This window comes from Nocardia australiensis, from assembly GCF_020733705.1.
Classification (GTDB): Bacteria; Actinomycetota; Actinomycetes; order Mycobacteriales; family Mycobacteriaceae; genus Nocardia; species Nocardia australiensis.
In genome coordinates this window covers 2,470,602-2,497,263 of sequence record NZ_JAJFZM010000001.1, presented here as the reverse complement: position 1 = coordinate 2,497,263, position 26,662 = coordinate 2,470,602, and the positions used below count along the sequence as shown (strand labels likewise).

Below are 26,662 nucleotides of genomic sequence, written 5' to 3'. Positions count from 1 at the left end.
GCGAACGCGCGCAAAGAAACCGGAAATGAAAACACGGTGAACACATCGCAGGTAACGAACACAACACTGCGAGATCCCGAATTCTGGATGCTGCGTCAAATTCCATTGCGACTCATGGTTCCGCTCGCACTGCTTGCCGCCGCCGGGATGTGGATCGCGCTCGCGTTGAACGCACCGATCGCCGCGGTGATCGCGATCGGTGTCGTCGTAATCGTCGCGGGGGCGGCGCCGGTCCGTAAACGGAATCCGCGCAATCTCGCGGGCATGTTCGCGCGCGCACTCGCCTATCGGTGGCGGCGCTCCCGACCGGGGCCCGCGGGCGAGGGTCCCGCCGCCTTCGACGTGCCATTGCCCGAGGGCGGCAGCTACGGCGTGCACTGGGACGGCGACCTGCTGACCACCATGTTGCGCATCGATCCGCCGCCGGACGCGATGACCCTGTTGCGGCGCGGATCACTGTCCACCGATCAGGTGGTCGAACTCACCGAAATCGCGCGCTGCCTCGAACAATTCGATATCAACCTGGCATCGATCGAGGTGATCAGCACCGGTGCGCGCACCGCGAGCGTCGGCGCGGTCGCCCAGCTGTATGACCGCATCCTCGGCCCGCTGCCCGCCATCGCACACCGGACGGTGTGGTTGGTGCTGCGGCTGGATCCGCTGGTGAACGCCCAGGCGGTCGACAATCGCGGCGGCGCTGGCGCGGGCGCCCTGCGCACGGCGATCATCGCGACCCGCCGGGTGGCCAACCGGCTGGCCGCGCGCGACATCTCGATTTCCGTGCTCACCGCGGGTGAAATGAACGCCGCGATGCGCACCCTCAGTCGCGGCGCCACGCTGGAGGAGTTGACCGAAACACCGAAATCGCTTGTGTACGAGGGTGTTCACCTCACCAGTTATGAAATCGGTCCCGAGCTGATCGGGTCGAACGGATTCGCCGACCTGTGGGCGACACCGAGCCTGAACACCACGCTGACCGTGCGGTTGCGCCCCGGCGCGACGCGGCCGGACCGGGCGCGCGGCGATGCGTCGCCCGCGGTGACGCTCGGCGCTCTTGTTCGTTTCGACACCGCCCTCGCTCCGGGCGAACCACCGGTTCCAGGGCTTCGTGCCCTGTCGGGTCAGCAGTTTCGGGCGCTGGTGGATTGCTTGCCGATCCGCGCCGGGCACGGCACCGACGGTGCCGGCGACTATCGCGGGCCGCTGTCAGCCCTCGACGGAATCGCGGTCCCCACGGCCGGGTGCGGACAGCTGATCGGCGCCGACAACATCGGGCAGGGTATCGCGGTGCCGCTGATCGGCGCCGGGACACGGCATCTCGAGGTCATCGGCGCGCTCGATCTGGCACAGCAGGTGATCCTGCGCGCCATCGCGCTCGGCGCGCACACCATCGTGCATACCGATCGCCCCGAAGCGTGGCACACCATGGTCGTGAATGTGAATGCGCCGCACCTGCTTTCGCTCGCATCGCGTTACCCGACCGCGGCCCATCCACCGGTACCGCCGCCCGCGCCGACCGGCACGCCGATACCCGCCGCGACCGTCGTGGTGTTCGACCGAATCGCACCGACCGCGCTCACCGGTGGCGCGACCATCGTGCACGTACGCGCGCCGCAACAGCCCGCCGAGCACTTCAACGCCGATGTCGTGCTCAGCCAGGACCCGGCCGCGCCGAACCTCATCACGGTGCGAACCTCCAGCGCCAGCGCGACTGTCAATATGGTCACCACACCGGACGAGATGCGTTATATCGGCGAATCACTCACCGCCGCAAGGTAATGACACAACACGCAACGGCCGGGCGGAGGCATGCGCTTCCGACCGGCCGTTGCCCGGTGGCTCAGATACCTGCGAAGCCGTCGCCGATCTTGCCGTCGGTGCCAAGCGCGCGGTGCAGTGAGTTCTCCACCGCACCGGCGACCTTGTCCAGCACGTGCAGCATCTTCTCGTGCTCACCGTGCCAGTCGTTGTACTTGAGATCGAACTGAACGAACGCCTCGTTGCCGTTCCATGCCTTGTTGAGGTTGCCACGCGCGTCGCTCATGTCCTGCGCACGATCGGCGAGGGCTTTGTTGAAGCCCTGCAGATCCTGGAACAGGCTGATCATCTTGGCTTTGCTGTATTCCATTTCCGACATGATGAATTCCTTCGGATCAGATGATGAATTGTTGAGTGGCTCAGAGCCGGATCATCTTGAACTCGTCTTCGCCCTCGGTATCCGTGCGCTGGAAGTCAACGGTGCCGGTGCCGACCTGCTGGCTGATCGCATCCAGCTTCCTGTTCAGCTCGGTCGCCTCGGTGTCCCACGCGGCCGTCGCCTCCATGAACGCGCCACGGGCGTCGCCGGACCAGCCGGACGCCGAGTGCACCTCATCGGAGATCTGCTGGATCGTCCACTTCATGGCCGCCACCGCGTCCGCCATGTCGCCTTGGGCGCCTTTCGCGGTTGCATGATCGGCGTACACACCATCACTCATGATCAAACCTTTCGTATCGTGATTCGAAATGCCCGGAAACGATGCCGGTCGGCATCGCCGGAAGGTTGGCGAGCTACTGCGCGCCCTTCGGGTCTACTGCGGCAGCCACCTTCCCCCAGGCAGCGATTCGATCAAAGCCGAAATCGCCTGTCCGATCCGGTGATCGGTGCCCGGTGTAACCGTGGACCACACCTGCTGGTCCGACGCGATCCCGGGCGCGGCCACAATCCGGCCACGTCCGGTGTCGTACACCGCGACCGCGCCGGGCGGTCGGGTGGTCTGGCCGTCGAGATGGGCGTAGGCCACGATCTCGGCGAAGCTGTGGCAGGAGGCCAACGCCATCCCGTAGGCGACCGCGTCCCGATCGGCGACGCCGAGCGCGTAGACGGCATCGGTGTAGTCCGCGGACGTCCTCGCCGCGGCGAAGCGTTCACTCAACTCCGATGCGGGCGCACTGAAGTTCACTACCTCCGCTGGCTTTCCCTGGCCGAGCAGATCGAGCAGCGGCCGTACCAGGGCGGCGCCGGAACCGTCGGACCACACCGGGCGAATCTCGAAGCTGTCACCGGTACGTACCGCGAGCGCGTGCCGTTCGACACGGCGAGCCAGGCAGACCCGAATCGACTCGGAGCCGGTGAAGATCCGGGCCACGAGTTCGACATCGGGTTGCGCCAGCGTGTGCATCGCTACGGCCAGGTCGGGGTCGACCTCGCCGTCGGCGTCGATCACACCGGACCCGACCAACACCGAAACGGCACGCTGCTGCGCGGCGGTCCACTCCTCGAACGAATCCTGTCGCGGCCCGACCGAAAGCACGAGCGGGAGAGTTTGCACGCCCAATCGCTCGGCCACCGCGAGCACACCGTCGTTGGTCATGACCGTCACGGCGCACCCCCGGTGACCGCCCGGCCCGCGACCTGCGGTGGCGGTTCCGGCGCGCCGAGCACGGCGGGTGCGGAGACAATGCCGAGATCGGGTCCGAGCGCGTCTACACCGGCATCCCCGGCGCGCGGCTGATACGCCTCGTCCTCCTGCTGCGCCATACCGGAACCCGCCGCCATCGCTCCGGGCACCAACGGCATTGCACTAGTGCTGGAGTTCGGCACCGGAACTGGCTGCGGCACAGTCGTTTCCACGGGTTCTACCACCGGGGCGGGCGCCGGTGCGCGGTAGGCGGTCAGCGTCCGGGCAGCGGCGGTCGCATACCCACCCGGCAGGAACATCCCCGGCGTAACGGCGGGTATAGCCGCCGTTGCTGCGGTCACCTGCGCCGCCGATGCGCTGGCCTGTTCGGCCTCCAGCGCCACAGCGGTCGCGATCTGCGGTGGGTCCTGCTGAATCCATGGCATTGCCAGCGGCTCGGTGGCGGCCTCATAGCTGCGCATCACTCGCGACGCGGCCGCCTTGGCAAGGTCGGTGTCCGCGTCATTTTGTGCGGCAACCGCTTTCAGCGGCGCACCGAGGGCACCGGTCATCTGCTCGAGCATGCGCTGCACCGCCTGGATCGCCTCGATCTCCGCGGTGTGCGGCATGGTCAGCCGGGCGAGTTCGTAGGCGGCGGCCTGGGTTTCGGCGTGCACGGCGTTATTGCCCGCCGCGGTCGCCGCGTCGGTCAGCCAGTCACGCAGCTGTGAAACCCGGTCCAGCACCGGCCCGCTCGTATTGGACTGCCACGCACCGCGCATCGACGCGACGATAAACTCGTATTCGGCCACCGCCGCACCGAATCCGGCGGCCAGCCTTCCCCACGCGGCGCCTGCCTCGGCCATCGGCACCGCGCCCGGACCGGTGGAGATCTCGCGTGCCAGACGATCCGGCTCGCGCGCTTCCCACACCACTCCGGTGAAGCCGGGCTGCGGCGGTTCGATCATCACTGCTCCGTGTGGTTTCGCACCGACGCTCAAGCCGAGCCGGCGATGCCCGCGTGCCCGCCGAAATCGGCGACACTATCGCTCTCGGAGCGACCGAACTGATTGACCTGCGTGCGCAGCGTCGCGGCCAGCTTGCGCAGTTCCAGAATTCCGGCCGACGCGCTCTGGGTGTAGGAGGCGGCAACATCATTCATTGTCTGCGCCGCCCGCGCCGACACCTCGTCCGTACCGGCGGGCGGTACGCTCAGCGACACCTCGCTGTCGCGCAACTCGCGTTCGAGCCGGTCGGCCATCCCGTCGAGCCGGACGGCCGCGTCACGCGCCGCGACCGGATCGAACATCACACCGTTGAAATCCGCACCATTGCTTGCCATGGCAACCCTCCTGAGATCTAACCGTGCCGCATACGCGTCAGAGTGTGAGTTCCTTGTCGGGCGGTGGTTCCGACACCTGTTCGGCCGCGCCGACCACCGGCAGCGAGACCCCAGCGATGTTGCCGACGACTTCGTCACCGTGCTGGCCGGAAACCAGGAACCCGGGCAGGTCATTGCCCGCGTCACCCGCCCCGCGCGCGCCTGCCGCAGCCCCCGCCGCACCGCCGTAGGGCATCATGCCGGGGCTGCCAGACGCGGCGGTGGGACGAACCGCACCTGCGGCTTCCGTTGCCGCGGGACCGGTTCCGAGGCTATTCACACCCGGTACAGCGCCGACGGTCGGAATTCGAGCACCGGCGTACGGGCTCAGCGGCGTCGCGGCCGGTGTGAATCCACCGATACCGCCACCGCCACCGATACCGCCGCCACCGGCACCGCCACCGGCCGCTTTCGCGGCATCATCCTCGCGCGCCTTGCGCTCTTCGTCTTCCTTCGTTTTCGCTGCGGCATCAACCGGCTTCGGCAACAGCGCGGCACCCTGGGTGGCGAGCTGGGTCGCGGTCTGCACGCCCGTGGTTGCCATCGTCATCAGCGGCGTGATCATCTGCATCATCTGCGAAATCTGCTGCATCGAGTCGACGCCCTTGGGCGCGTTGGTGATCGGCACCTTCTGACCGGTCTGTGTCATGTTCGCCGAATGCGCGGTCATCTCGACCCTGGTCTTTGCCACCACGGCGGTCGCCTCCGTCAGCGCCTCGGTGGTCGCGGCCACCATGAACAGCTGTCCGCCGGGCGTACCGAGTAATGGCGCGCTGGCAACCATGCTCGCGATGTATTTCGCGATAATCGTGGCCAGCAGCGCACCGCCGGTCGCGACGGAGGTCGCCGCGGTGCCGAGTACCGCCTTCTCCTGGGTTCCCTGGGCCGCTACCTTTCCGCCATCCTGCTGTGCCTGCCCGGCCTTTTCCGCCGCCTGCATCGCGGCCATGCCCTGCCAGATCGACATGACGGTCTGAACGGCCGTGGTGCCCAGCGACATCGCGGTCTGCAAGGCGGAGGTGATGCCCGAGAGCATCTGCGTCGGATCGACGCCGCCTGCCGCACCGGTATTGAGCGCACCGGTGCCGAAGCTGCTCGCCAGGTCGGTGAGCGGACGTGCCAGCGCCGAAATGTCGATGGTCGGCAACGGCGGCAGCTCGGGCAGCGGCGGCAGCCCGGAAATATCCGGAAGGGGCGGCAGCCCCATATCTTTCAGAATGTCGTTGACCGGACGATCGATCAGCGGGGCCATCGCACTGCCGCGCAACAGATCCACGATCGTCGGATCCAAGGGCGGATTCATTGCGATCGGCTGGCGGCACCGAATTCGGTGATGGACGCCGCCTCGATCGCCTCGTAAGCGGCGGCGCCCTCGTGCGCCGTCAGCGCGGTACCCGCGTGCACACCTGCCAGTTCGAGCACCGATGCGATGTGATTGCCCTGCGCAAACGCGAAGGACATCAAGAAGTCCTGGCCGATCAGACCGAAGACCGGCACAGCGGCCGCAACGGTCGCGGCCTGGTCGACGGTACCGGCCGTGGCGACACCGGTCGCCATCGCGGCCGAGGCGGCGCCGTACTGACGGATCGCATCAGGTGCAGCAACGACATCACTCATCGTAATCCCCCATCCGGTAATGCAATTGACCTACTCATCGAACATACCTAGGTATAGGTATAGCCCGAAAGGAAGTTTGCAGAAACTTAAGGTTCCTATCAAGATTTTTATCTGGCCAACTTGAACGCCGGATGTCTACTCGGCGACTTCCTCGTTGAATGCGATGACAACCTGCCCCCGTTGCTCGAACGCCCGCCGCGCGGCCGCGCCTGCCGTAGCCACCAGAGTACTCTCGAATTCGGTCGGACTCATTCGCGAAATCGCTTGAGAGAACTCCAAATTCAGCAACGCGCCATTACCGTCCACTTCGGCGGTGATCGACCCGTCCGGTGCGGTCTCGCGAGCCCGCACCCCCGCCATGTCGTCGGCCAGATCTCGCATCCGGTACAGCCGGCGCTGCACACTGGCCATCAACTCGTCCATGGTCTCGTACATGAAACGCCGTCCTCTCCCGCTCCAGGTCTATACCTGTCGAAGCCAACTCCGGGGTTCCGTCTCGTATTCTTCCTCTTCGACAATCTCATTGCGAGCCACTTCTTCTGGGGTCGGCAACCCCATCAGTGCCAGCATATCGGCGGACAGCCCCGCCGCCTCCAGCTCCGCCCGCCGCGCCAGTCCGGCCCGCCCGGCCGCCTGTTTACACAACCGCAGCACCTCGGCCGCCAAACCGGCCGGGTCACGTCGCAGTTCCGCGGGCTCCACCGAAATCCCGAGCGGCAACCCCTGTTCGGTGGTGCGGACCGAGATCGCACCGGTGCGCGAGGTCGCCATCCATTCGGCCGGCACCTGTTGCTCGTCCATGTCTGACCCCTTTCGAATCAAATGTAGCCGGTAGCCCGATCAGGCGGGTTCATCCTTGATCGCGCGGATGACGGCCGCGATCCTCGTATTGACCATGGTGGTCATTCGTTTGTGATCGGCTGGGACCGCGACCTTCGGATACTGATCCTCGATCGCATAGCGCCCGTCGTCCTGCAGGTCACGCCACCCGATAACGTGCTTGGTTATGCCGCGCGGACCGAATACCGAGTGTCCCTGGATGATTTCGATGGTCCCGATACTCGCAGCGGACTTACCGAGAAAGGCCTCGGAGCGATGCACGACCGAGTCCGCGAAGGAATCGCGCACCGCCGAGTCTCCGAACGTGTAGTCCAGATCGCCGTCAGCCTCGGTGAGCAGGACGACATCGGCCATCCGCCCGGCCGCGGCAGGCGGCAGGGCCGACACGATGCGTTCGCCCAGTTCCAGTGCACCACACTCAGTCACTTCGAAACCTGCACTGTGCCAGATGGTTTCACCACATCGCTGCTTCACCACCAGTCCGCGATCGGCACGCCGCACACCGAGCACCCGCAGGCAGAAATCGGGGTTCAGTCCGTCCCGGTCGTCCCATCCGTATACGACCAGACGAATGTCGGGGAACTGCATCGCTTCGAGCACTTCACGCAAAGCCGGGTCAAGGGTGCGGCGCAGCCGGTCCTTGACCTCGGCCTTCTCTTGTAAGTAGTCCTCCCACAATGCGGTTCGGCTGGTGAACACCAACGGCCACGGCAGGAAGTCCTCCTCCAAGATCTCCCACATGACCTTGAATTCCAGATCACCGAACGTCCAGGTTCCGCTCATTTCTCCACGACCGGCTTAGATACCACCGGCGCGTCACCGAGCGCGTCTTCGAGGTACTCGACGGAGTCGAGATAGTCCGGGCGCTTGTGTTCCTTCTGCCCCTGCCCGCCCGCACCGTGACCCGCCGGTCCCATGCCACCGGGAGAACCCGGCGTCCCCTGCCCCGATGTGGCCAGACCGGCTCGCCCGACGGCGGCGGCGGAGTCGCCCAGCGTCGCACGCGGGAACAGCTTGGCATTCTGGGCGGCGGCACTTCCTGGCCCCGTACCCGGCCCTGCGCCTGCTCCCGCACCACCGCCGCCCTTTCCGCCTCCTGGCTTGAGCGCGTCCTGACCCAATCCTGACAGCGCGTCGGGCAGACCCGAAAGACCGGCCGCCTGTATGCCTTTCGCCATCGCCTCCTGCGCGGCCTGTTGCGCCGACCGCATGCCCTGTTCGACGGCCTGCTGCGCGGTCTGCATACCCTGCTGCGCCGCCTGCTGCAACTGCTGGGCGACCTGCTGCGCCTGCTGCTGCTCAGCCTGCTGTTGCGCGGCTTGCTGTTGCGCGGCTTGCTGTTGCGCGGCTTGCTGTTGCGCGGCTTGCCGTAGCGCGGCTTGCTGCATCTGCCGCTGGTATTCGGCGTTGGCTTGTTGCTGTGCCTGCTGCAGTTTCCTGTTCTGCGCGTCGGCGGCCAGTTGCGTCTGCTTCAGCGCGTCAGACTGCGGGCCGCCACGGCTCGGTGTAGTAACCGGGCCCGGCGACCCGGGTGTTCGAGGTGTATCCCCGTTCGGCTTCAGCGGGTCATCGGGGTCCACTAGGAACGGGATAGCGGTGTTGGAGTGGTTCATGCCGGGGATGTACCAGCGTTCCCACCCGTCGATCGCATAGTTGAGAATTTGCTGCTTTCGCTGCGGATTCGCGTTGTAGGTCTGCGCGTACCACTCCGGTGGCAGCATGCCCTTGGTGATAGAAAGCCAACCGGCCGCATAGTTCAGATTCTTACCGAGCACGTCCATGTTATTACTCAACTGCGATACGTCGGCGCGATAGGAGTCAGTCGCCGTGATGGCGGAATCTATGGCGTGCCCCTGCCACATTTTCCGGTCCTTCAACCGTGTCAGGTTGGTGACCAGATTGTCGACCGCGCTGCCGAACACCCCGGACATCCAACTCCACATGGCGCCCTGGTCGGCAACCTTCGCGGTATCGATGGACTTGGATACGGCGGCGAACCATTCGCCTGCCTGGCCGGTCGGGTTCTCCGGATTGGTCGGCCGCTTGTCCAACCCCTGTTTGCCGTCCGCGCCAGGCTTGGAGCCGGAGGCCGCACTCAGCTTGTCCAGGTTGTACTTGGCATCGAAACCAGGCGCTCGTTCCTCCGGCCATTTCGGCACCTGCGTCGAACCGGCGGGTGGGACCGGCGGCAGATCGGCCCTGGCCTGCGCGGCTTGCTTATAGCGGGTGAAAGCCGCACCGGAATCCTTGTCTTGCTTTTCGAGCAGGTGGCCCGCCCACACGAAGGTCTCGCCCATCGAGGTGAGGATCTTCACCTGCGCGCTGAGGATCTCCTCCAATTTGACTGCGGCATCATCGAATTTGTCCGCCAACAGCTGACCCGACCCGGCATGGTTTGCCAGCCCGGTGTGCTTTTTGATGTAAGTCTGCTGACTTTGCACCCGCTCGACGGCGACGAGCGCGGCGGCGGCCAGATCGGCGGCGGCCCGCGCAGCGCCCGGTTCCAGCCTGACGTCGGTGCCGGCGATCCCTTTCCAAGGATCCTTCGGTCCAGCCATCGGTCGACTCCTGCCTGACACGACACAGTGACACCGCGAGACGCACGACAATTCGTACCGCACTCACCCCCGCACATGAAGCCCCATCCCATGGGCCGCATGAACAGTCGGTGTCACAATTCGTGAATCATCGTCTTGCTCTTTAGCATAGGTGGTTGTCGGAGCGTTGCTGTCGACACCGCCCTGGTGCCAATTATCCACACCTGGAGCAATCCGGCCAGAGGCTCTTGAAGATACGTCGAATACTCGCAGGTCGGGTCAGCAAAACCGGTGTGGGTCAGACCCATTCGTCCTTGATGGCGCGGATCACCGCGGCCACCCGCGAATTGATGGTCCCGATCAGGCGACTCGCATCGGCGCCGACCGCGACCGGTGGGGTCCGATCATCGATCACGTAACGGCCATCATCGCGCACATCACGCCATTCCAGCCGGTGTCGAGTGATGCCGCGCGGCCCGAAACGCGACCTGCCCTGGATCACGTCGATCGTCCCGACGCGCGAGGTCGGCAAATCCAGAAAGCTCGTCGAGTGATCGGCACCGGATCTGTCGAACGACTCGAGCACATGCGAACGGCCATAGAAGTAGTCGAGTTCCGCGCCTTCGTCACGAGTAGACAACACGACCTCGGCGCGAGAGCCGCCAGCAACCTCGGGCAATGCGCGCACCACCGCTGCGGCGAGATCCACCGCATCGCACTCGGTGACGGTGAATCCGCCGGAATGCCAGAACGATTCCCCGGCCAGTTCCGAGACCACATACCCGCGCTCCCCCTGCCGCACACCGTGCAACCGAATCAGCCTGTCGAGCCGCTGCGGTTCGCACTCGTCCCAGCTTTCGGCGACGATGCGGATATCCGGGTAGGCCACTGCCTCGAGCGCATCATCGAAGGAGCGGTCGCGCGCGCGGCGAACGCGAGCCAGCGCGTCGGCCTTCTCACGGACGTAGTCCTCATTGCTCCAGGTTCGGCAGGTGTAGACGAACGGATCCGGCAGATAGTCCTGCTTCAGCGTCTCCCACTGCGCCATGAATTCCAGATCGCTGAACTTCCAGGTACGGCTCATCGGTCCACAAGAGGTATGGCGACGACCGGAGCGTCGCCGAGCGCGTCATCGAGGTGTTCGATGGAGTCGAGGTAGTCGGCGCGCTTGTGTTCCTTCTGCCCACCTTGACCGCCCGCGCCATGACCGGCGGGCCCCATACCGCCGGGCGATCCGGGCGTACCGGCGCCCGGCGCGGCCAGCCCGGCCCGATTCGCCGCGGCGGCAATGGAATCGGAGAGTGCGGCACGTGGGAACAGCTTGGCGTGCTGCGCGGCGGCACTGCCGAAGCCGGCGCCCGCACCCGCGCCGCCACCGCCGCCCTTCCCGAGTCCGCTACCCGGCGTGAGCGCGTCCTTGCCCAATTCCGATAGCGCACCGGGCAACCCGGAAAGACCCGCTGACCGCATGCCTTTCGCCATCGCTTCCTGAGCGCCTCGCTGAGCGGACTGCATGCTCTGCTCGACCGCTTGCTGCACGGACTGCATGCCCTGTTGAGCCGCCTGCTGCAATTGCTGCGCGGTCTGCTGGGTCTGTTGCTGGGCGGCGGCACGCTGTTGTTCGGCCTGCCGCTGCCTGGCTTGCAGTTCGGCCTGTCTCTGTTGCTTTTCGTACACGGCGCTGCGCTGGTTGGCTTCCTGCTCCGCCCTCTGCTGCGCGTTCCGCAGTTCCTGGTTCTGTTTGGCGGCGTTCAGTTGTGCCTGCCGCATGGCCGCGGAAGTGTCTCCGCCGCCACCACCGCCACCACCTGTTCCAGCACCGCCGCCACCGCCGCCCTGATTCGTACCGCCGCCGCCATTCTGGTCGGTCGTTGTCTTTTTGTTGTCCGGCGGCGGAGATGCCGGTGCGGCAAGGGGATTCACCACTTCGGGTATGACGGGAATCGCGTCGCTTGATGCGTTGATTCCCGGGATATACCAGTCCGTATAGATCCTTTTCGCAGTAGCGACCTCCTGGCGGGCGTAGTCGGTACCGACCTGGTCCGGCGGGATGTTCGGAGTATTGGACTGGACTGTGTACACCCAACCATCGGCATTCGACAGGTTCTCGGCGATCGTGGTCATGGTGTCGGTCATCTTCTTCAGACCGGCGACATAGGCGCTGACGGCCTTGCCCGCCTTGGCTGCCCCGTCGCTGTCCCATCCGCCGCAGGATTGAACCGTCGACATCTGATTGCCCAGATTCGTGTGCCTCGGAATAATCAGATCGGCCATCCAGCGCCACATTCCGGAGACATCGGAGATATGTCCCATTGTGTTGATGAGCGAGTTGTGCAGGCTGTAGGCCGTGGGGTAATCCAAGATGTCCGCGGGCTCGGCACCCACCGACTCCGTGTAACGCCCGGAGTCCTGTTCGGCGAGGGCTTTGAGCTTGTCGGAGGTACCGGGGTATTTGTCGGTGCGGCCGATTTTGCCGCCCCAATCCGGTACTTTTGTCTCGCCGTCCCTCGGCGCCGACTTGATGTCGGGCAGGTGCACGAAACGGTCGACCTTGATTCGCTCGAACGCCTCCTTCGAGGACTCCTCGGAATTGGCGTACAGCTTGCCTGCGGCGATGAAGGTCTCGCCCAAATCGGTGAGGGTTTCCTTATGCCTGTTCACCCGGTCGGTCAGGTCACGGCCCGCATGCCGGAACTTCTCCTGTAGCGCGATGCCGGAAGGCAGATTCCCGAAACCGTCGATCTTCTCCAGGTAATAGGTATAGCCCGAAACGATGTCGAGGATCCGCCACACGTCGACGGCGTCATCCGCCAGCGTCTGCAACGCCTGCTGTTTGACGGTCAGCTTGTCGCCCTTACCGACGTCGTCTCCGGAGAGTTGCCACGGATTGGGCTTGCCATCTGCTGGGGCCATCGGTCAACTCCCGCCTATCGCACTGCTGCCTGGACCGCACCAGATCGCTGCCACAACACCCACCTCAATCGCACCAATGGTGGCGATGATTCATGAGTTGCGTGAATAGTCGGTGTATTGATCGTGAATCGTGTTCTTACACTCCGGTATAGGTGAGTATCCGCAGGTCAGATCTCATGCGCGTTCGTCGCGGATCGCGCGAACCACGGTGGCGAGCTCGATATTGATCATCGCGGTGAGCCGCCGCGCGTCCACACCCGACGCCGTCGGCGGGGTGTCCGTGGTGATCGCGTACCGGCCGTCGTCGATCACGTCACGCCAGTGCAATCGGCGGCGCACCACGCCGCGCGGACCGAATCGGGAGTCGCCCTGCCGGATTTCGATGGCGCCGACGGTCGAGGCGGGCCTGTCGAGGAATTGCGCGGACGTGCTGCGGACGGATTCCTCCGGTGAGTCGAATATCCGCGAGCGGCCATACGAATAGTCCGTGGCGTCGCCGGGCGCGCGTCGGTCCGGCACCAAGACAATGCCGGACCCGGTGCCCGCCGGGGCCTCGGGCAATTCCTGCACAACCGCATCGGCGAGCTTGATCGCGTCACATTCGGTGATCACGAATCCCGCACTGTGCCAGACTGTTTCGCCCGGCAGCTGCTTCACCACGTAACCACGGCCGGCCCGGCGCACGCCGAGTATCCGGATACTGCCTTCCGGTTTCTCCGGGTCGTCGCCTGCTCGGGCAGCGAGCACCACCCGGATGTCTGGTCGCGCGATAGCCGCCATGGCCACGTCGAGCTCGCCGTCACGTGTCGGCCACACCCGATCCTTGGCCTCGGCCTTCGCTTCATTGAGCTCATCCCAGTTGCTCAGATTGCTGGCGATCGACAATGGCATCGGAAGCGAGTCCTTCTCGATTCCCTCCCACAGCACGAGGAATTCGAGGTCGGTGAACTTCCAGGCCCTACTCATCGTCGATGACCGGTCGCACCGTGGCGGGGGCGTCGCCGAACGCGTCCTTCAGATGTTCGGTCGAGTCCAGGTAGGCGGCCCGCTTGTGCCCCTTCTGCCCGCCCTGGCCGCCCGCACCGTGACCGGCGGGCCCCATACCACCGGGCGAACCCGGCGTGCCGGCACCCGAAGTCGCCAGCCCCGCGCGGCCGACGGCGGCAGCGATCGAATCCGGCAGCACCGCACGCGGGAACAGCTTGGGGTTCGGCGCGGCACCGAGACCGGCTCCGGCTCCGAGACCGCCACCTCCACCGCCGCCTCTACCAGCGCCGCCACCCGGAGTGAGTGCGTCCTTTCCCAACTCCGACAGCGACGGCAGGCCCGAAAAGCCCGCTGTCTCCATATTTTTGGCCATCGCGTCCTGTGCCGCCTGCTGGGCGGCCTGCGCACCTTGCTCCACGGCCTGCTGAGCGGATTGCAAGCCTTGCTGCGCTGCTTGCTGTAGTTGCTGGGCGGCTTGATCGGCGGCCGCGCGTTGCTGCTGTTCGCGCTGCTGCCGCATGGCATCCTGCTGCGCTTTCATGAAATCGGCCTGCTGGGCCGCGATTGCCGGTCCGCCGACAGTTGACCCGCCGGGCAGACCACCAGTTGCCGGTGGGCCGTCGGGACCGATGTCGGTCTTCGAGCCAAGTGGGCTTTTCGGGCCTACTAGTACGGTGATTGCGTTGGTCACGTCATTCAACGCCGATTTATAGGTTGTATCGATAGCCGCGGCAGCCTCGCTGCGAGCCGCAGTATCGTTTAAAGCCTGCGTGGAACTGCCGTCGACAATACCAGCCAGCGATTCATGAATCTGGCCCCCTGCCTTGGCCACCTGGCCGACAATGAAATTCATCGTCTCGCCCAACCAGTTCATCTGGTTCGTCAAGGGCTCGGTAGCCTGCGCATACGTTGTACTTGCCGACATCGCGGCTTCTTTCCCACGCCCTTGCCACTGGTGGCTCACCGAGTTGAGTTGACCTGATACCGCCCCGAATGCGCTCTGCAGTTCCGTCGATAACCAGCACCATGTCTGAGATTGCTCGGTTTGGCCACTGAACGACTCGCCGGAGGCGAAGGTTTCGTATTCCGTCCGCCAATCGACCGACATTCCGGGTTCGATGGGAATGTACTGACCGTCTACCTCATAGATTTTACTGTCCAATTGCTCGGAAGTCGGCGGCTTGTCTTTGAATTCATCGGCCGTATCGAAGTTCCCGCTCCATTTCCAATTGATACCCGGGCCAAACCAGGCGTAGGGGTCCGGTTTGGGACTCATGTAGTCGTCCCCGGACGCGTTCTTCATGATCTCGTTGAACTGCTCTGCCGCGTCGTCGTCCTGCCCGTGGTATTTCTTGTCGGCCAACACAAATGCCTCGCCGAGATCAGTGAGAATCTTGACGTGATCGGCCAGAATGTCATCGAGTTCGGCACCACGTCGGGCGAATTTATCGGCAAGCAACCGGCCGGAGTGCAGGCTGCTGACCGGTTTCACCGTGGCGAGATTCGCGTCGGTCGCCTGTTTCCTTACCGACTCGACCGCCGCGAGCACGTTAGCCACCACCTCGGCGCAGGCGTTTCCTTGCCCGTCTGGCAGCGTCAGCCGGTCACCCCCGCCGTCGGTCGACGCATAACCGCCCAGTATCTGGCCCAGATTCGGCAGATCCTCGTCGCTCACTGTAAACACTCCTCACAAATCGATGCCGACCGCGAATCATCCTCTTGCACTTCGGCATAGATGATGCGGTGCTCCATGCGATACCCCGTTGCCCGATTGTCCCGGACCCGAGCGGTCGGTTCGGCCGATCCAGGCGAAACGCTCCTTAAGGGATGGTAAAGAATCACGGCCCGCTACTCGCGGCGAACTTCGAACCAAATCCCCTTGCCGCCTACCCGCTCCAGGTCTATGCCCCACCTATCGGCGAGTTCGAAGATCAGCCCGATACCCCGGCCGTGCGAACCGGCGACCAACTCGCCCAAATCCCATGCATTCAAGTCGATTTCGATCGCATCGATATCGAAGGTGGCGAACTCGCTCTCCGGCCGCCAGGTCGGCAGCGCCCGGCTCGAGTCACCGACCTCGACGCGTGCGCCATCAGTGGTCAGCCAAACCCGCAGCCGCGCATCGCCTTCCGGTGCGTACCGATCGACGTTGGTCAGCAACTCGGATACGAGCAGCCTGACGTCCTCGCGCCGGGGCTCCGGCCACCCAGCTTCGATCAGCACATCGACGACGGCCTGTCTGAACTCGGAAATGCCCTCGTGGAACGCGTCGGGTGGGATGGCCAGGTCAATGACCGGTTCTGCCGCGAACTTCGATGGGTCGTGTGGCCCGGCCGCTTCGAATAACTGGAACCATCTGGTTCTCGTTCCGTCACTGCCGAATTCGACGCCCCAGCTGCCGGCGTTCGCCTCCAAAAGTTCGGTGAGCAGGCCCGGTTCGGTCGGTTCGACCCGCCCGGTCTGCTTGTCGGGCGCATCGCGCATCGGCAGCTCGCGACTGCGATCGGTCACCGCGCCGCGCACCCAGCGTTCGCCCGGCGCACCGGAGATGTCGTGCGCCACCACCGGCCGATCCCCTGCGGTTCGTTCGAATGCGGCCGTCAGCTCGGCGGCTGTCTCGCGGTGCCCCTCGACCGGCCAGTGCGCCATTGAATCAGCAACGGTTGCACCGGATTCCGGAGGCAGATGATCTGGTTGCCTGTCGCGTGCCGACTCTGTGGCAGTGGATTCCACCTTTTCGGTCTCGATCGATGCTGCCGCGCCCGCCTCCGTCGCGGCGAGCTCCTGCGGGTCGGCACGATTGGCTTCGGATATGGTCACGGTGCGTGATTCGGGGCCAATTTCTCGATCGCGGCGGGCGTCGGGTGCCGCCGAATCCGTGGACGGTTCGAGGTAGGTGCGGTTGTAGTGGCCGGCCAACTCTTCGAGGCTACCGATTTCGGCTGCGGTATCGCGCACCTCGTCGCGCAACCGCTCCTGGAGTGCGGTGAGTTGCCCGGGAGTTCGCACGCCCAGTTTGTCGAAGTTTCCGGTACGGAATTGTTTGAACACGGTCGCGTACTCTTTCGGCGTCGCGCCCTCGAGTCCGACACTGGCGACCCGGCGCCAATCACCGCCTGGCTCTTGCAGATCGGTCGGATCGAGGTGTTCGCCACCTCGGTCTTGGATGTCGGTGAGGAATCGGTCTCGATCGCCGATGATTTCGCGTAGGTCCGCAGGCACCTCCCGGACCGATAGTTCGCCGTCGGCAATACGCGGATCACGCGGCGCGGCATCGGAATTGGCGCGCAACTCCTCGGTGTACGGGTCCACCGCACTCAACTCACGCGCATAGTCGGTCAGCGTGTCGAAGAGTCCGGTTCGCGCATGGCTCCGATGCACCAGATTCGCGATCGCACGGTTGAGTTTGCCGGGGTGGACCGACGTCAGATCCAGCTGGTAGCGAGGGTTTCCGCTGACCTTGTCCACGATGTACTTCTTCGGCGCGAGCTCGCCGGGATCGACGCCGAGCCGCTTCGCCAGCCGGTCGCGAGCCACGTCTACCGCACTGGCATCAATGCCACGCAGTTCCTTGGCGTATTCGACCAGCGCGTCGATCTTTCCCAGGCGCGCCGAATTCCGCTGCGCCGGCGCGGCGATCGCCTCCGCCAGCCGCTCGGGTGTCAGGTGTTCGACCTCGATGCCGAGGCTGCGCGACAGTGCGGTTCGAGCGTCGGCCAGGTCGTGGAACTTCACGAAGGCATCGAAATCAATCGCCGTCCTGGCCTGATCGAGCAGCGCCTCGACACGGACGGCACGGACGCCGTTCTCCAGCCGTAGCTTCTCGACGGTCGCTTCCAGGCGTCCCGGTTCCAGGTCGGCACGCGCCACGCCCAGCTGCCCGGCCAGCGCATCGAGCCCCGACTCGACCTCATCGCGTGGCATATTCTCGACATTCGGCCGGGGTGGCTGTGGCGCCGATTCCGGTGCCGCCGGATCATCGACCACCCGCCACGGCCCGTCACCCTCGCGCAGCATCGTCGCATGCAGCGACTTACCCTGCACCACACCGGAGTAGTGCCTGACCTGCGGGGACTCCAGTTCGGCCACATGCACCTGACCGCCCCGATCCGCCCAGGCCACCCGATATTCGAGCTCGACCTCCCCGTGTGTCAATTCCCGTGCCAGCTCGGCATTACGCGGATCGGCCAGTGCGTCCGCCAGTACTCGGTCATGGTTGAGTCCAGTATCGATCACCACCAACCGGGACTCACCGAGCCGAGCCAGACCGGGCGCACCCGTCATGGGCTCGCCGCCCTGCGACCGGACCCACTCCTCGCCGACCATGGCCGCCATGGCATCGGAATGCGCGCCGAAAGCCGTGTCCGCATCGCGATACGCGGCGGCCATGTCCTCGAATGTGTCTGCGACGCGGGCTATTTCACGTGCCTGCGCACGGTGCTCCGCCAGGTCCTCGGCACGCACAGCCGTCGGGTCGATACCGAGGATTTCGGCCCAGCTACCGCGTTCGGCGCGCAGTTGCTCACGCCGCAACGCGTCCTCGAAGAATTGCCGCGCGGTGGGATGGTCCCGATGTCCGAGATCCCACCAGAAATGGCCCGGCTGGCTCCGGTTATTGACACCCTCCCAGCTCAGGATGGTCAGCCCCGGACCGAAGGCACGCGCAACCTCCCTCTCGAAGCGCTCCAGTGGGTTGGCCCCGAGGAGGTTGTTCGGCTCACGGAATCCGATGCGGCTGTCCTCTGCCTCGAAGCGGCGTACCGCGCCGGCCAATTCCTCGACCGCCGCAGCGCGCCGCAGCGCGCGGTAGTGCATCTCGTCGACCGCACGCAGCACCGAGTCCGGGCTCAGCTCGTGCAGTTCGATGCCATGGCGGGCGGCCTGCTCGTACAGGGTTTCCCCTGCGGCCCGACGCTGTTCGATGGCGGCACCGAGTTCCCGGCCCCAGTCGGCGAGTACCTGCTCGGTCTCGCCCGAAGTCCGGTGCGCCGCAGCACCTTCAACCGGATCGACCACATCGCGCTCGACGCCGGGGCGCTCTCCCGTCGCGCCCGGCGGATGCGGAGTCGTGGCATCCGGCATGCTCTTCGGATCGAAACGATCCTCCAGGCCCGATCTGCCCACCTCCGCCCGTACCAGCGCCGGATCGGCGTCGATCTCCCAATACCGATATTCGGCACCGTCGGTTGTCCGCAATACCAACGCATTCGAGGCGGTTACGTGGCCGCGCAGGAAATCGATGAATCGTTCCCGCGACTTCCACAACGTCACGATCTCGCGCACGGTGATCAGTGGGCTGGCTTTGTACGCCTTGGAATCGCCGGAATACAAATTCTCGTGCTGGAGTGTCTCTATGTGGAGAATCTCGCCGAGAGACTCGATGGTGTGTGCCTGACTGGCGGGCACCAGCTCCGACGGCGGATACACGGGGTTGGTCTTGTGGAAGCGTCGGGCGTCGGTCAGCCACTGCCGGAACCCGGTCGACCTGACGGACTCGACAGACATCTGTTGCGGTTCAACCACTTTCGGCGCGGGTAGGCGCTCTGCGGCAACGATCCGCCACCCACCTTCTTCGGTGACGAGCAGCCGCACCGGCACGCGCTCGCCCTGAATATCGAGATCGATACGCACCGAATCGACGGGTTCGACCGCGCCGCCGGTCCGGGCCTGTTCCGCCGCCCGGGCGATCTGTGCGGTATCGGCGAGGTCCCGCACCGATACCGCACGTGCCACGGTTTCGGCGCGTAGCCGAGTGATAGTGTCCGCCAGGCGATTCGGCGCCAATTCCGCAATGGGCACATCAAGCAGGCGTGCCCAGCTATCGCGCACCTGTTCGAGCTGCGCGCGGTGTACGGGATCGATCACGTCGGCGTGCCGGTACGTGGCGGTATCGAGCGCTTCCACCGCGCCAGCGCGCAAAAGCGTCCGATACCGTTGATCGGCAATGGTTTCGGCCGGATGATCGCGCAACTGGGCGTGATCCACCCTGAGCTGAGCCGTCAGTCGATCACGGACCGCCTCCGCGGAGTGCGGCACGGGTTCCGGACCGGAAGCCGTAGTGCCCGTGCGCCTGCCGATCGCGTCCGTATTCGCCGGACGCAGCGACTCCGGCATGGTGAGGTCCGCACGACCTTGCGCACGCTCGGTGGCCTCGATTTGCGCACGCGTCAACGGATCGCCCTCGAAGCGCCAATATTGCACACCCGGATGTTGTTCCGGGCCGCTGAGCGGCTGGAAATCGGCAGGATACCGCATATGCGACGGCGCACCGTCAGCAGCGGGCTCGAGGAAGTCCCTTACCCAGGCCATTTGCGCCAGATCCGATAGCGAGAGCAGCGGATCACGCAGGCCGCTCAATTCGGCGCCGACACCGAGCGCGTCGGCGAGAGCGTGCACGTAATCGCGCTCGGCGACGGTGAGCGGATCCGCGCTGCCCGTGCGCAACTCCGGGGCTTCCCCGAAGAACCGCTCGACCTCACCCAGCGGATTCGCGATACGCGATGAACTCGGCGATCGCCCATGCTCCCCGCCCGATATCTGCGGCGGCGCGTGCACCGACGGCTCCTGTGGGCCGCGCCCGGAACCACCGTCGCGCTCCGGGTCCTGGCCGATGTGCAGGTCGTCGGACGGCGCGACCGCGTCCCGATCACCGACGCCCTCGACAACCTGTCCGTCGCGCCACACCGCAGCCCAGGTAACCGCAGTCTCTTCCCTTGTCCCCCGGGCGATTTCGGTGATGGAGACCTCGCGGCCCGCAGCGGTCGTGAACCACTCGCGGCCCTGCGCGGCATCCTCGTGGTAGGTCACCTGCTCACCATCGACGTCGAAACGGTGTGAGCCGTCCGGGTTTCGGCCCTCGTAGGTCACGGTGTACGAATGCGAGCCGATGCCCTGCTCGTCAACTGTGACGCGCTGCTCCAGCACCCACGCACTCGCACCGTCACCCGTTTCGATCAGCCCCCGGGCAACCGTCTTGTCGCCGGCCGAACCCCGCTCGGCGGCGAACCCCTCCAACTGGACGCCACGCAAATGTGGACGCACCTGGCCCCACGACACACCCGAGGCGCTGTTCGGATCCAGCGACGGCACCGACACCACGTCGCCCTGCGCCGAATTCAGCCGGTCCAGCGAATCCGGGACACACCTGTTCACCGGCGCCGCCTCGGGCGGCGAATCACCGTGCACACCAAAGGATTCAGTGGTCCCATCGCCGATGGTCGGCGTCGATGTGTTCCGGTGCGACGGGTCGGGCGGCGTACGCGCCTCGCCGTATCCGGCGTTCGCCTGCATGCCGGGTGTTTCGGAGCTATTGCGATCGCGCCTTTCACCGAGTTCCTCCAGCACGGAGATCTCGGAAGCAACCTGGCGCACCTCGGCTCGCAACTGTTCGTGAACGGCTTCGAGTTGCGCGCGCTCGCGTACCACCAGTGTGTCGTAGTCTCCGTCGCGGAATGCCTCGTAGATGTCCCTGTAGTCAGCTGGGGAGCCGGCGTCGAGCTCGACACCTGTCATCCGTAACCAATCACGGTCCGGGACAGGAACTTCGGTCGCGCCGTAGTTGTCGGGAGCGGAGTCGTGCATGGCGTCGAGGAACTGGTCGAGATTGTGGATCGTCGGCAGGTCTCCGAATACGTCCGCCACTTGTCGCCACGAATCACCGTCTCGCACCGGCATTTCCCGATCGACTACCCGTGGATCCCAGTCCAGCAGTCCGGGCCGGTCGCGGAATTGCCCGGCGAGTGCGTCGACGTCAACGGCTTTGCCCGGATGTTTCAGCTTGTAGTCCGCGAGGGTTCGCTGCGGATCCGACCGCAGCGCGTCCCGATCGAGGTCCAGTTTGCTCAGCCGGTTCTGCACGCTGTTGTAGACGTCGATGTCGTGCATGGTGCCCAGATATTCGGCCAGCGCCTCTACCCTGGCCGAACGCAAGCCGTTCCCGAGCCGCAATCGGGTAATGGCGGAAGCGAGCCGATCGGGCGCCAGGTCCGCGGGCGAGCTCCCCAAATGGGCGGCCAACTCGCGCATGGCCTCGTCGATTTGTGCCGGGGTGAGCTCCATTTCATTCGTTTTCGCCTGCTGCACAGCAGGTTCCGCCGCAGCAGATTCAGCGATCACGCGCCACGGACCGTCACCGGCACGCACTGCGGTCACCTCCAGGTTGCGGCCGTTCACCTCGCCCGAGAAGTGCCGTACCTGCGGCGCCGCCACCTCCGCGACATGAACCTGTCCGGCCCGGTCGGCCCACCCGATGCGATACTCGAGTTCCACTTCGCCGCGCGTCAGTCGTTTCGCGAGTTCGGCATTGCGGGGATCGGCCAGCGCGTCCGCCAGCAGGCGATCGTGATTGTGGCCGCTATCGACAACGACCAGTCGCGACGGATTCGCGAACCGGGCGAGGCCCGGCGAACCCGCCACCGGCTGCCCGCCCTGGGACCGAATCCATTCCTGTGCGGCGTGGTCCTTCATTTCCGCCGCGATATCGCCGAACCTCGTATCGGCCGCGCGGTATGCCTCGGCCCGAGCATCGAATTCCGTGATCAGCCGGGCCGATTCGCGTTCCCCGGCGTACAACTCGTCGATCACCCGCGCATGCGGCTGCTCGGCATGCAGCAGTGCCGGGTCCTCGCCGAGCATGTGCGACCACGCCGCCCGCTCGGCGCTGAGCTGGGTGCGCCGCAACGCGTGCTCGAAGAACTTGCGGCCATTCGGCGTATCGCGATGTGCCAAATCCCACCACGGATGACCCGGCACGCTCCTATTGTTCACCCCGTCCCATCCCAGGAGGCGGGCATTGAGCGGCCCCCGCCCGGCCGCCTCTCGTTCGAAGGTTCCCAGCGGGTCGGACGCGCGGAACTTATTCGGCTCGCTGAATTTGATATGCGCATCCTCGGCGTTGAACCGGTGACCCACATCGACGATCATTTCCGCGATCGCCGCCTGCCGCACCAGCCGGTAGCGCAGCTCGCCGGCGGCCCGCTGGACCGAATCCGGGCTCAGATCCGGCAGTGTCACGCCGATTTCGTCGGCCAGTTCGTACAGGGCCTTGCCGGTCGCCTCCCGGTGATCTGCGGCGTCGCCGAGCTCTATTCCCTTCGCCGACAGCGCATCTCGGGTTGCTGCCGCCGACTCGTGTGAGACTGCGTCCGCTACCGGCGCGACCACATCACGCTCGACCCCGGCACGGCCTTCCAGTGGCGAGCGCACCGGCGCCTCGTCGGCGGCAAACGGGTGCCGGACGTCCTGCTCCAATTCGGCGAGCCGGTCCAGCTGACCGGTGCGCTCGAAGTGCTCACGCATCTCCACCAGCGTTTCGGGGGCCACTTCCGTCACCCAGGGCCGGTAGTCGTGGCCGTGCCGATCCTGCTGCGTCGCCACATCGATCGCGTTCGTCCGGCCGCGGAGGAAATCGAAGAATCGTTGTCGCGCGCGCCACAGGTTCACCACCTCGCGCACCGTGAAGGCGGGGCTGATCGTGGATATGTGCTCGAGATAGTCGCTATGGGTCCATGCACCGAGGCCGTGCAGCGCGGCGGTCTGGCCCTCCGGGACGAGCTGCGACGGCGGATGCTGCGGGTTGACTTCGTGGTCGAGCAGCGCTTCTTTGAGCCATTTCCAAGCGCCCACCGGCTTCGTTTCGGTGTGAGTGGGCCGCGATGTGGGTTCGACGACGACGTCGGGGGCGAGCAGACGTTCGGCGTGCGACACTCGCCAGCCATCGGCCGCGTCGGCCTCCAGCCGTACCGGTAGCCGCTGCCCATCGACCTCGATGTCGTAACGTCGCGACGCGCCGGGACGCGGTGACTCGCCGGGCGCAGTCGATTCCCCGCGCGCCAGCTGCGCGGTATCGGCGAGTTCGGTGACAGCGACCGCCCGGTCCATGGTTTCGGCCCGCAGCCGGGTCATCGTGTCCGCCAGCCGATCCGGCGTCAGGTCGGTGGCCGATAGGTCGAGCAGGCTCGACCACATATCACGGACCTCCTCGATCTGAGCGCGATGCACGGGATCGGTCGCGGCGGCGTGACGCGCGACGACGGCGTCGAGCGCCTCCACCGCACCGGCCCGCAGTAGCGTTCGATATCGCTGGTCAGCAATGGTTTCCGCCAAATGATCGCGCACCGCGCCACGATCGACGTGCAGCTGTTCGATCAGGCGATCGCCGGCCGCTGTCACGTCCATCGGCACCGGTTCGGCACCGGAGGGTCGCGTCTCGCTCCGACCGCCGATCGCCTCGGCAGTGGCGTGCGGCAGTGGGCTCGGCTTCGAATCTCCCGCGAAACCGTGTGCGTGCGCCATCGTCTCGTTCTCGGCCCGCGTCTGCGGATCGCCCTCGAATCGCCAGTACTGCTCCCCGGGGCGGTGTTCGTCCGCATCCAGGTCACGGAAGTGTTCCGGCCGCATTCGCTCCGGCGCGCTGCCATCCTGCGGAGTCTCCAGAAACCCTCGGACCCAAGCTTTTTGCGTTAGATCGGCCAGCTCATGCATCGGATTTTCCAGCCCGCTCAGCGCACCGTCCATGCCGAGGGCATTGTCGAGTGCCTGTATTCGGGCACGTTCGCCGGGTGAGAGCAGATCGGGTTCTGTACCACGGCGCGGGGCGGATTCCTCGAAGTAGCGTGCGACGTCATGGACCGGATCTTCGCCGGGGCGAACGGGTTCGGCACCAACCAGCATCGCACCGTCCAATGGCGCCGCGTCCGGGTGACCAAGGCCGGGAATGACGACACCGTCACGCACGATCACGGCCTCGGTCGCGACCGCATCCGCTCGTCGCGCACCGCCCGCCAGTTCTGCCAGCGACTTGCGCAGGCCGGTCTCGTCACGGAACCACTCCCTGCCTCTTTCGGTTCCGGTGTAGATCGCGCTCTTGCCGTTGACCTTGAAGAGATGGGCACCATCGGTCTTGCCCAGATAGGTGACGGTGTAGGCGTGCGCGCTCGTGCCAAGCTCATTGAGTTGCGCGCGCTTTTCGACCACGAACGCACTGGTTCCCTTGCCTTCGCGCATCAGCTTGTCGACGATCTGGGCATGTCCGGAGGCCGAGGACTTACCGGAGACAAACCCTTCGAAGCGGGCCTCGCCGAAGGCCGTGCGCACTTCGCTGAGGGGCACGCCGGCAAGGCTTTTCGGCGCCGGCACCGGGCCCTCCAGTACCGTAGCCCGCTGATCGGATTCGAGCCAGTGCGCGGCTTCCTGCACACAGTCGCTGACCACACCGGCTTTCGGTGTGAGCGGCTCGGGAGCACCTGAGGGTTCCCGCTCGAGGTCGCGGGGCGCTTCGAGATCGGCACGCTCTTGCTGTTCCGTCCCGATATCACCGCGCTGCTCCTGCACCTCCGAATGCGATGGCAGTGCAGCGTGTTCCTGATTCTTGGTATCGAGACCGCTTGTGTGGTCGGCATTTACGGCATCGGCGAGATTCGCGCGCGGAGCCTCTTCGATGCCGGTCCGCCCCACCGTCGCGCGGGGCTCGCCCGCAAGCCCCGCCCGCGAGGCAACATCCTGGCTCGGCTGAGAATCGGCAGCATGCTCCGCACTCAGCAGATCAGCTCGCGAATTCGGTGCTGCGGCAACGTTTTCTGTATGTCCCGTGCCGTCGGAAACCTGGTTGCCGGGGTCGGTGAACTCCTTTTCCATGGCCTGGAGCTTGGTCAACCGCTCCATCTGGGTCACCGGTTTGCCGTCAACGGTCCTGCCGTTGAACAGTTCCTGGGCACGTTGACGGGTCGCGGCCATGCGCTGCGCCTCTGCCGGGGTCGCGGCCTTGGCTGAATCGGTGGCCGAGATCAGCTCGGCGGCCAGTTTCCCGGCTTCCGATCGCGCGGCCGCCTCGAACACCGCCGGCGGCGGCTTGGCATGGGCACCGTCCATGCCCGGCGAGCTCTCGCTGAGCTTCAGCACCTCGAGCCGCTGCTCCGCACCCGCCTTCGGGCCGTGCAGCGCACCCATTCCCGCGCCCGCCGCAATCAAGCCAGGATGGAACTTCCAGTCGACCCCTTTCCAATCCAGATCGTTCGGATTCAGCAGGTGATCCCCGGCCTGGAAGGCGATTCCCGCTCCGTACATGCCCGCCGAGCCGCCGATCGCGCCGCCCGCCACACCGCTGAGGACCCCTCGGACATTGGGCGACAACAGTGCGCGCCCGAATAGGTTGCGCGCACTCAGATTTCGCACAGCGTCGGAGACGGCGACCTTGGCGAGAGCATTACCGGCGGCCATGCCCACCGGTGCGCCGAGCAGCCCGCCGCCACCCCATTCCAGGCCCGTGCGGACGGTCTGTTTGACGTCGAAGTCCTCGCGGTGACCGGCCAGCACCTGGTAGCCCTGAATACCCGCATCGAGCGCGGCCCCCGTCAGCGCCGCCTTACCGGTGGCCAGGGCAAGCTGTTTGAGCAGCGTCTTGTCCAGGAGTTTCGTCGATGTCTGGATGGTGATCTTCTTGACATAGTTCTCCAGCAGGTTTTTGAGCGATGCCTCGGCGGCCGCGGTGGCCAGTTTGGCGATCGCTTCCTTGCCGACCGCACTGATCATCGCGCGCCCGATTCCCAGCACCACCGGGATGAACGGAGGCCCCCACGGCTCGTCGCCGAGCAGCGAAAAGATCGCGTTGACGGTGATGCCCGCGAAGATCGCGTCCAGAATCTTGGTGAATTCGATCTCGGTGCCACCGCCGCTGGTGTAGTCGCCGAGATCGTTGAACCCTTGCGCCAGCTGGTCGACAGAGTAGGGCGAGTCCGGGTCGAACAGGCCGTCGAACTGAGCCTTGATATCTTTGGCGCCGTCGCCGTCCTCATACCATTTGTAGGTTTCGTCAGTGACCGACTTTAGTTCCTCTTTGAGGTTCATCAGGTCGTCGGCGCAGGTGTGCCAATCAGCGCCGAGATCGAATAGGTCGCCCTGGTGGCCGTCCGGGTAGCCCTGGCCGAAGTTGAGTGCGGACAGAATCCACCCCGGAATCCAATCCCACAGTTCGGTAATTCCGTCGCTCGACATCTACCTGCCCCCTATGT

The 26,662-nt window shown here is 65.5% G+C and carries 17 protein-coding genes; 1 reads left to right on the top strand and 16 read right to left on the bottom strand.

What is annotated here, in order from left to right; genetic code table 11:
* Positions 1 to 36: 36 nt before the first annotated feature.
* Positions 37 to 1,779, top strand: coding sequence for a type VII secretion protein EccE (eccE, locus tag LKE06_RS11195; RefSeq protein WP_227998554.1), 1,743 nt, complete (start codon positions 37 to 39; stop codon positions 1,777 to 1,779).
* Between the two features lie 61 nt (positions 1,780 to 1,840).
* Here the strand turns inward: eccE and LKE06_RS11190 are convergent, their stop codons facing one another.
* The 16 genes from LKE06_RS11190 to LKE06_RS11115 form a co-directional block, all read right to left on the bottom strand.
* The gene (locus LKE06_RS11190; protein ID WP_227998553.1) at positions 1,841 to 2,137 is read right to left on the bottom strand and encodes a WXG100 family type VII secretion target; all 297 of its coding nucleotides are present in this window, start codon (positions 2,135 to 2,137) and stop codon (positions 1,841 to 1,843) included.
* A gap of 40 nt (positions 2,138 to 2,177) precedes the next feature.
* Positions 2,178 to 2,477: a WXG100 family type VII secretion target gene (locus LKE06_RS11185; protein ID WP_227998552.1), complete on the bottom strand. Its 300-nt coding sequence runs from the start codon at positions 2,475 to 2,477 to the stop codon at positions 2,178 to 2,180.
* A gap of 93 nt (positions 2,478 to 2,570) precedes the next feature.
* On the bottom strand, positions 2,571 to 3,353 hold the full coding sequence (locus LKE06_RS11180; RefSeq protein WP_255648527.1) for an ESX secretion-associated protein EspG: 783 nt from the start codon (positions 3,351 to 3,353) through the stop codon (positions 2,571 to 2,573).
* 5 nt (positions 3,354 to 3,358) lie between these two features.
* Entirely contained in the window at positions 3,359 to 4,348 is a 990-nt protein-coding gene (locus LKE06_RS11175; RefSeq protein WP_227998550.1) for a PPE family protein, read from the bottom strand.
* A 29-nt stretch (positions 4,349 to 4,377) separates the two neighbouring features.
* Entirely contained in the window at positions 4,378 to 4,722 is a 345-nt protein-coding gene (locus LKE06_RS11170) for a PE family protein (RefSeq protein ID WP_227998549.1), read from the bottom strand.
* Between the two features lie 37 nt (positions 4,723 to 4,759).
* Positions 4,760 to 6,052 (bottom strand): hypothetical protein, encoded by a 1,293-nt coding sequence (locus tag LKE06_RS11165; RefSeq protein ID WP_227999452.1) that lies wholly within the window; start codon positions 6,050 to 6,052, stop codon positions 4,760 to 4,762.
* Positions 6,053 to 6,060: 8 nt separating this feature from the next.
* On the bottom strand, positions 6,061 to 6,378 hold the full coding sequence (locus LKE06_RS11160; RefSeq protein WP_227998548.1) for a hypothetical protein: 318 nt from the start codon (positions 6,376 to 6,378) through the stop codon (positions 6,061 to 6,063).
* 135 nt (positions 6,379 to 6,513) lie between these two features.
* Positions 6,514 to 6,813, bottom strand: a complete 300-nt coding sequence (locus LKE06_RS11155) for a YbaB/EbfC family nucleoid-associated protein (protein WP_227998547.1) — start codon at positions 6,811 to 6,813, stop codon at positions 6,514 to 6,516.
* 27 nt (positions 6,814 to 6,840) lie between these two features.
* The gene (locus tag LKE06_RS11150) at positions 6,841 to 7,179 is read right to left on the bottom strand and encodes a hypothetical protein (protein WP_227998546.1); all 339 of its coding nucleotides are present in this window, start codon (positions 7,177 to 7,179) and stop codon (positions 6,841 to 6,843) included.
* 39 nt (positions 7,180 to 7,218) lie between these two features.
* Positions 7,219 to 8,001 (bottom strand): ESX secretion-associated protein EspG, encoded by a 783-nt coding sequence (locus LKE06_RS11145; protein WP_227998545.1) that lies wholly within the window; start codon positions 7,999 to 8,001, stop codon positions 7,219 to 7,221.
* On the bottom strand, positions 7,998 to 9,776 hold the full coding sequence (locus LKE06_RS11140) for a hypothetical protein (protein ID WP_227998544.1): 1,779 nt from the start codon (positions 9,774 to 9,776) through the stop codon (positions 7,998 to 8,000). The genes LKE06_RS11145 and LKE06_RS11140 overlap by 4 nt, the downstream gene beginning before the upstream one ends.
* Before the next feature lie 277 nt (positions 9,777 to 10,053).
* Complete coding sequence (locus LKE06_RS11135) at positions 10,054 to 10,839, bottom strand: ESX secretion-associated protein EspG (RefSeq protein WP_227998543.1); 786 nt, start codon at positions 10,837 to 10,839, stop codon at positions 10,054 to 10,056.
* Positions 10,836 to 12,668, bottom strand: coding sequence for a hypothetical protein (locus tag LKE06_RS11130; protein ID WP_227998542.1), 1,833 nt, complete (start codon positions 12,666 to 12,668; stop codon positions 10,836 to 10,838). Before LKE06_RS11130 ends, LKE06_RS11135 begins: the two co-directional genes overlap by 4 nt.
* Positions 12,669 to 12,842: 174 nt before the next feature.
* Positions 12,843 to 13,634: an ESX secretion-associated protein EspG gene (locus LKE06_RS11125; protein ID WP_227998541.1), complete on the bottom strand. Its 792-nt coding sequence runs from the start codon at positions 13,632 to 13,634 to the stop codon at positions 12,843 to 12,845.
* Positions 13,627 to 15,330, bottom strand: coding sequence for a hypothetical protein (locus LKE06_RS11120; protein ID WP_227998540.1), 1,704 nt, complete (start codon positions 15,328 to 15,330; stop codon positions 13,627 to 13,629). The genes LKE06_RS11125 and LKE06_RS11120 overlap by 8 nt, the downstream gene beginning before the upstream one ends.
* 173 nt (positions 15,331 to 15,503) lie before the next feature.
* Entirely contained in the window at positions 15,504 to 26,645 is an 11,142-nt protein-coding gene (locus LKE06_RS11115; protein WP_227998539.1) for an ATP-binding protein, read from the bottom strand.
* Positions 26,646 to 26,662: the final 17 nt, after the last annotated feature.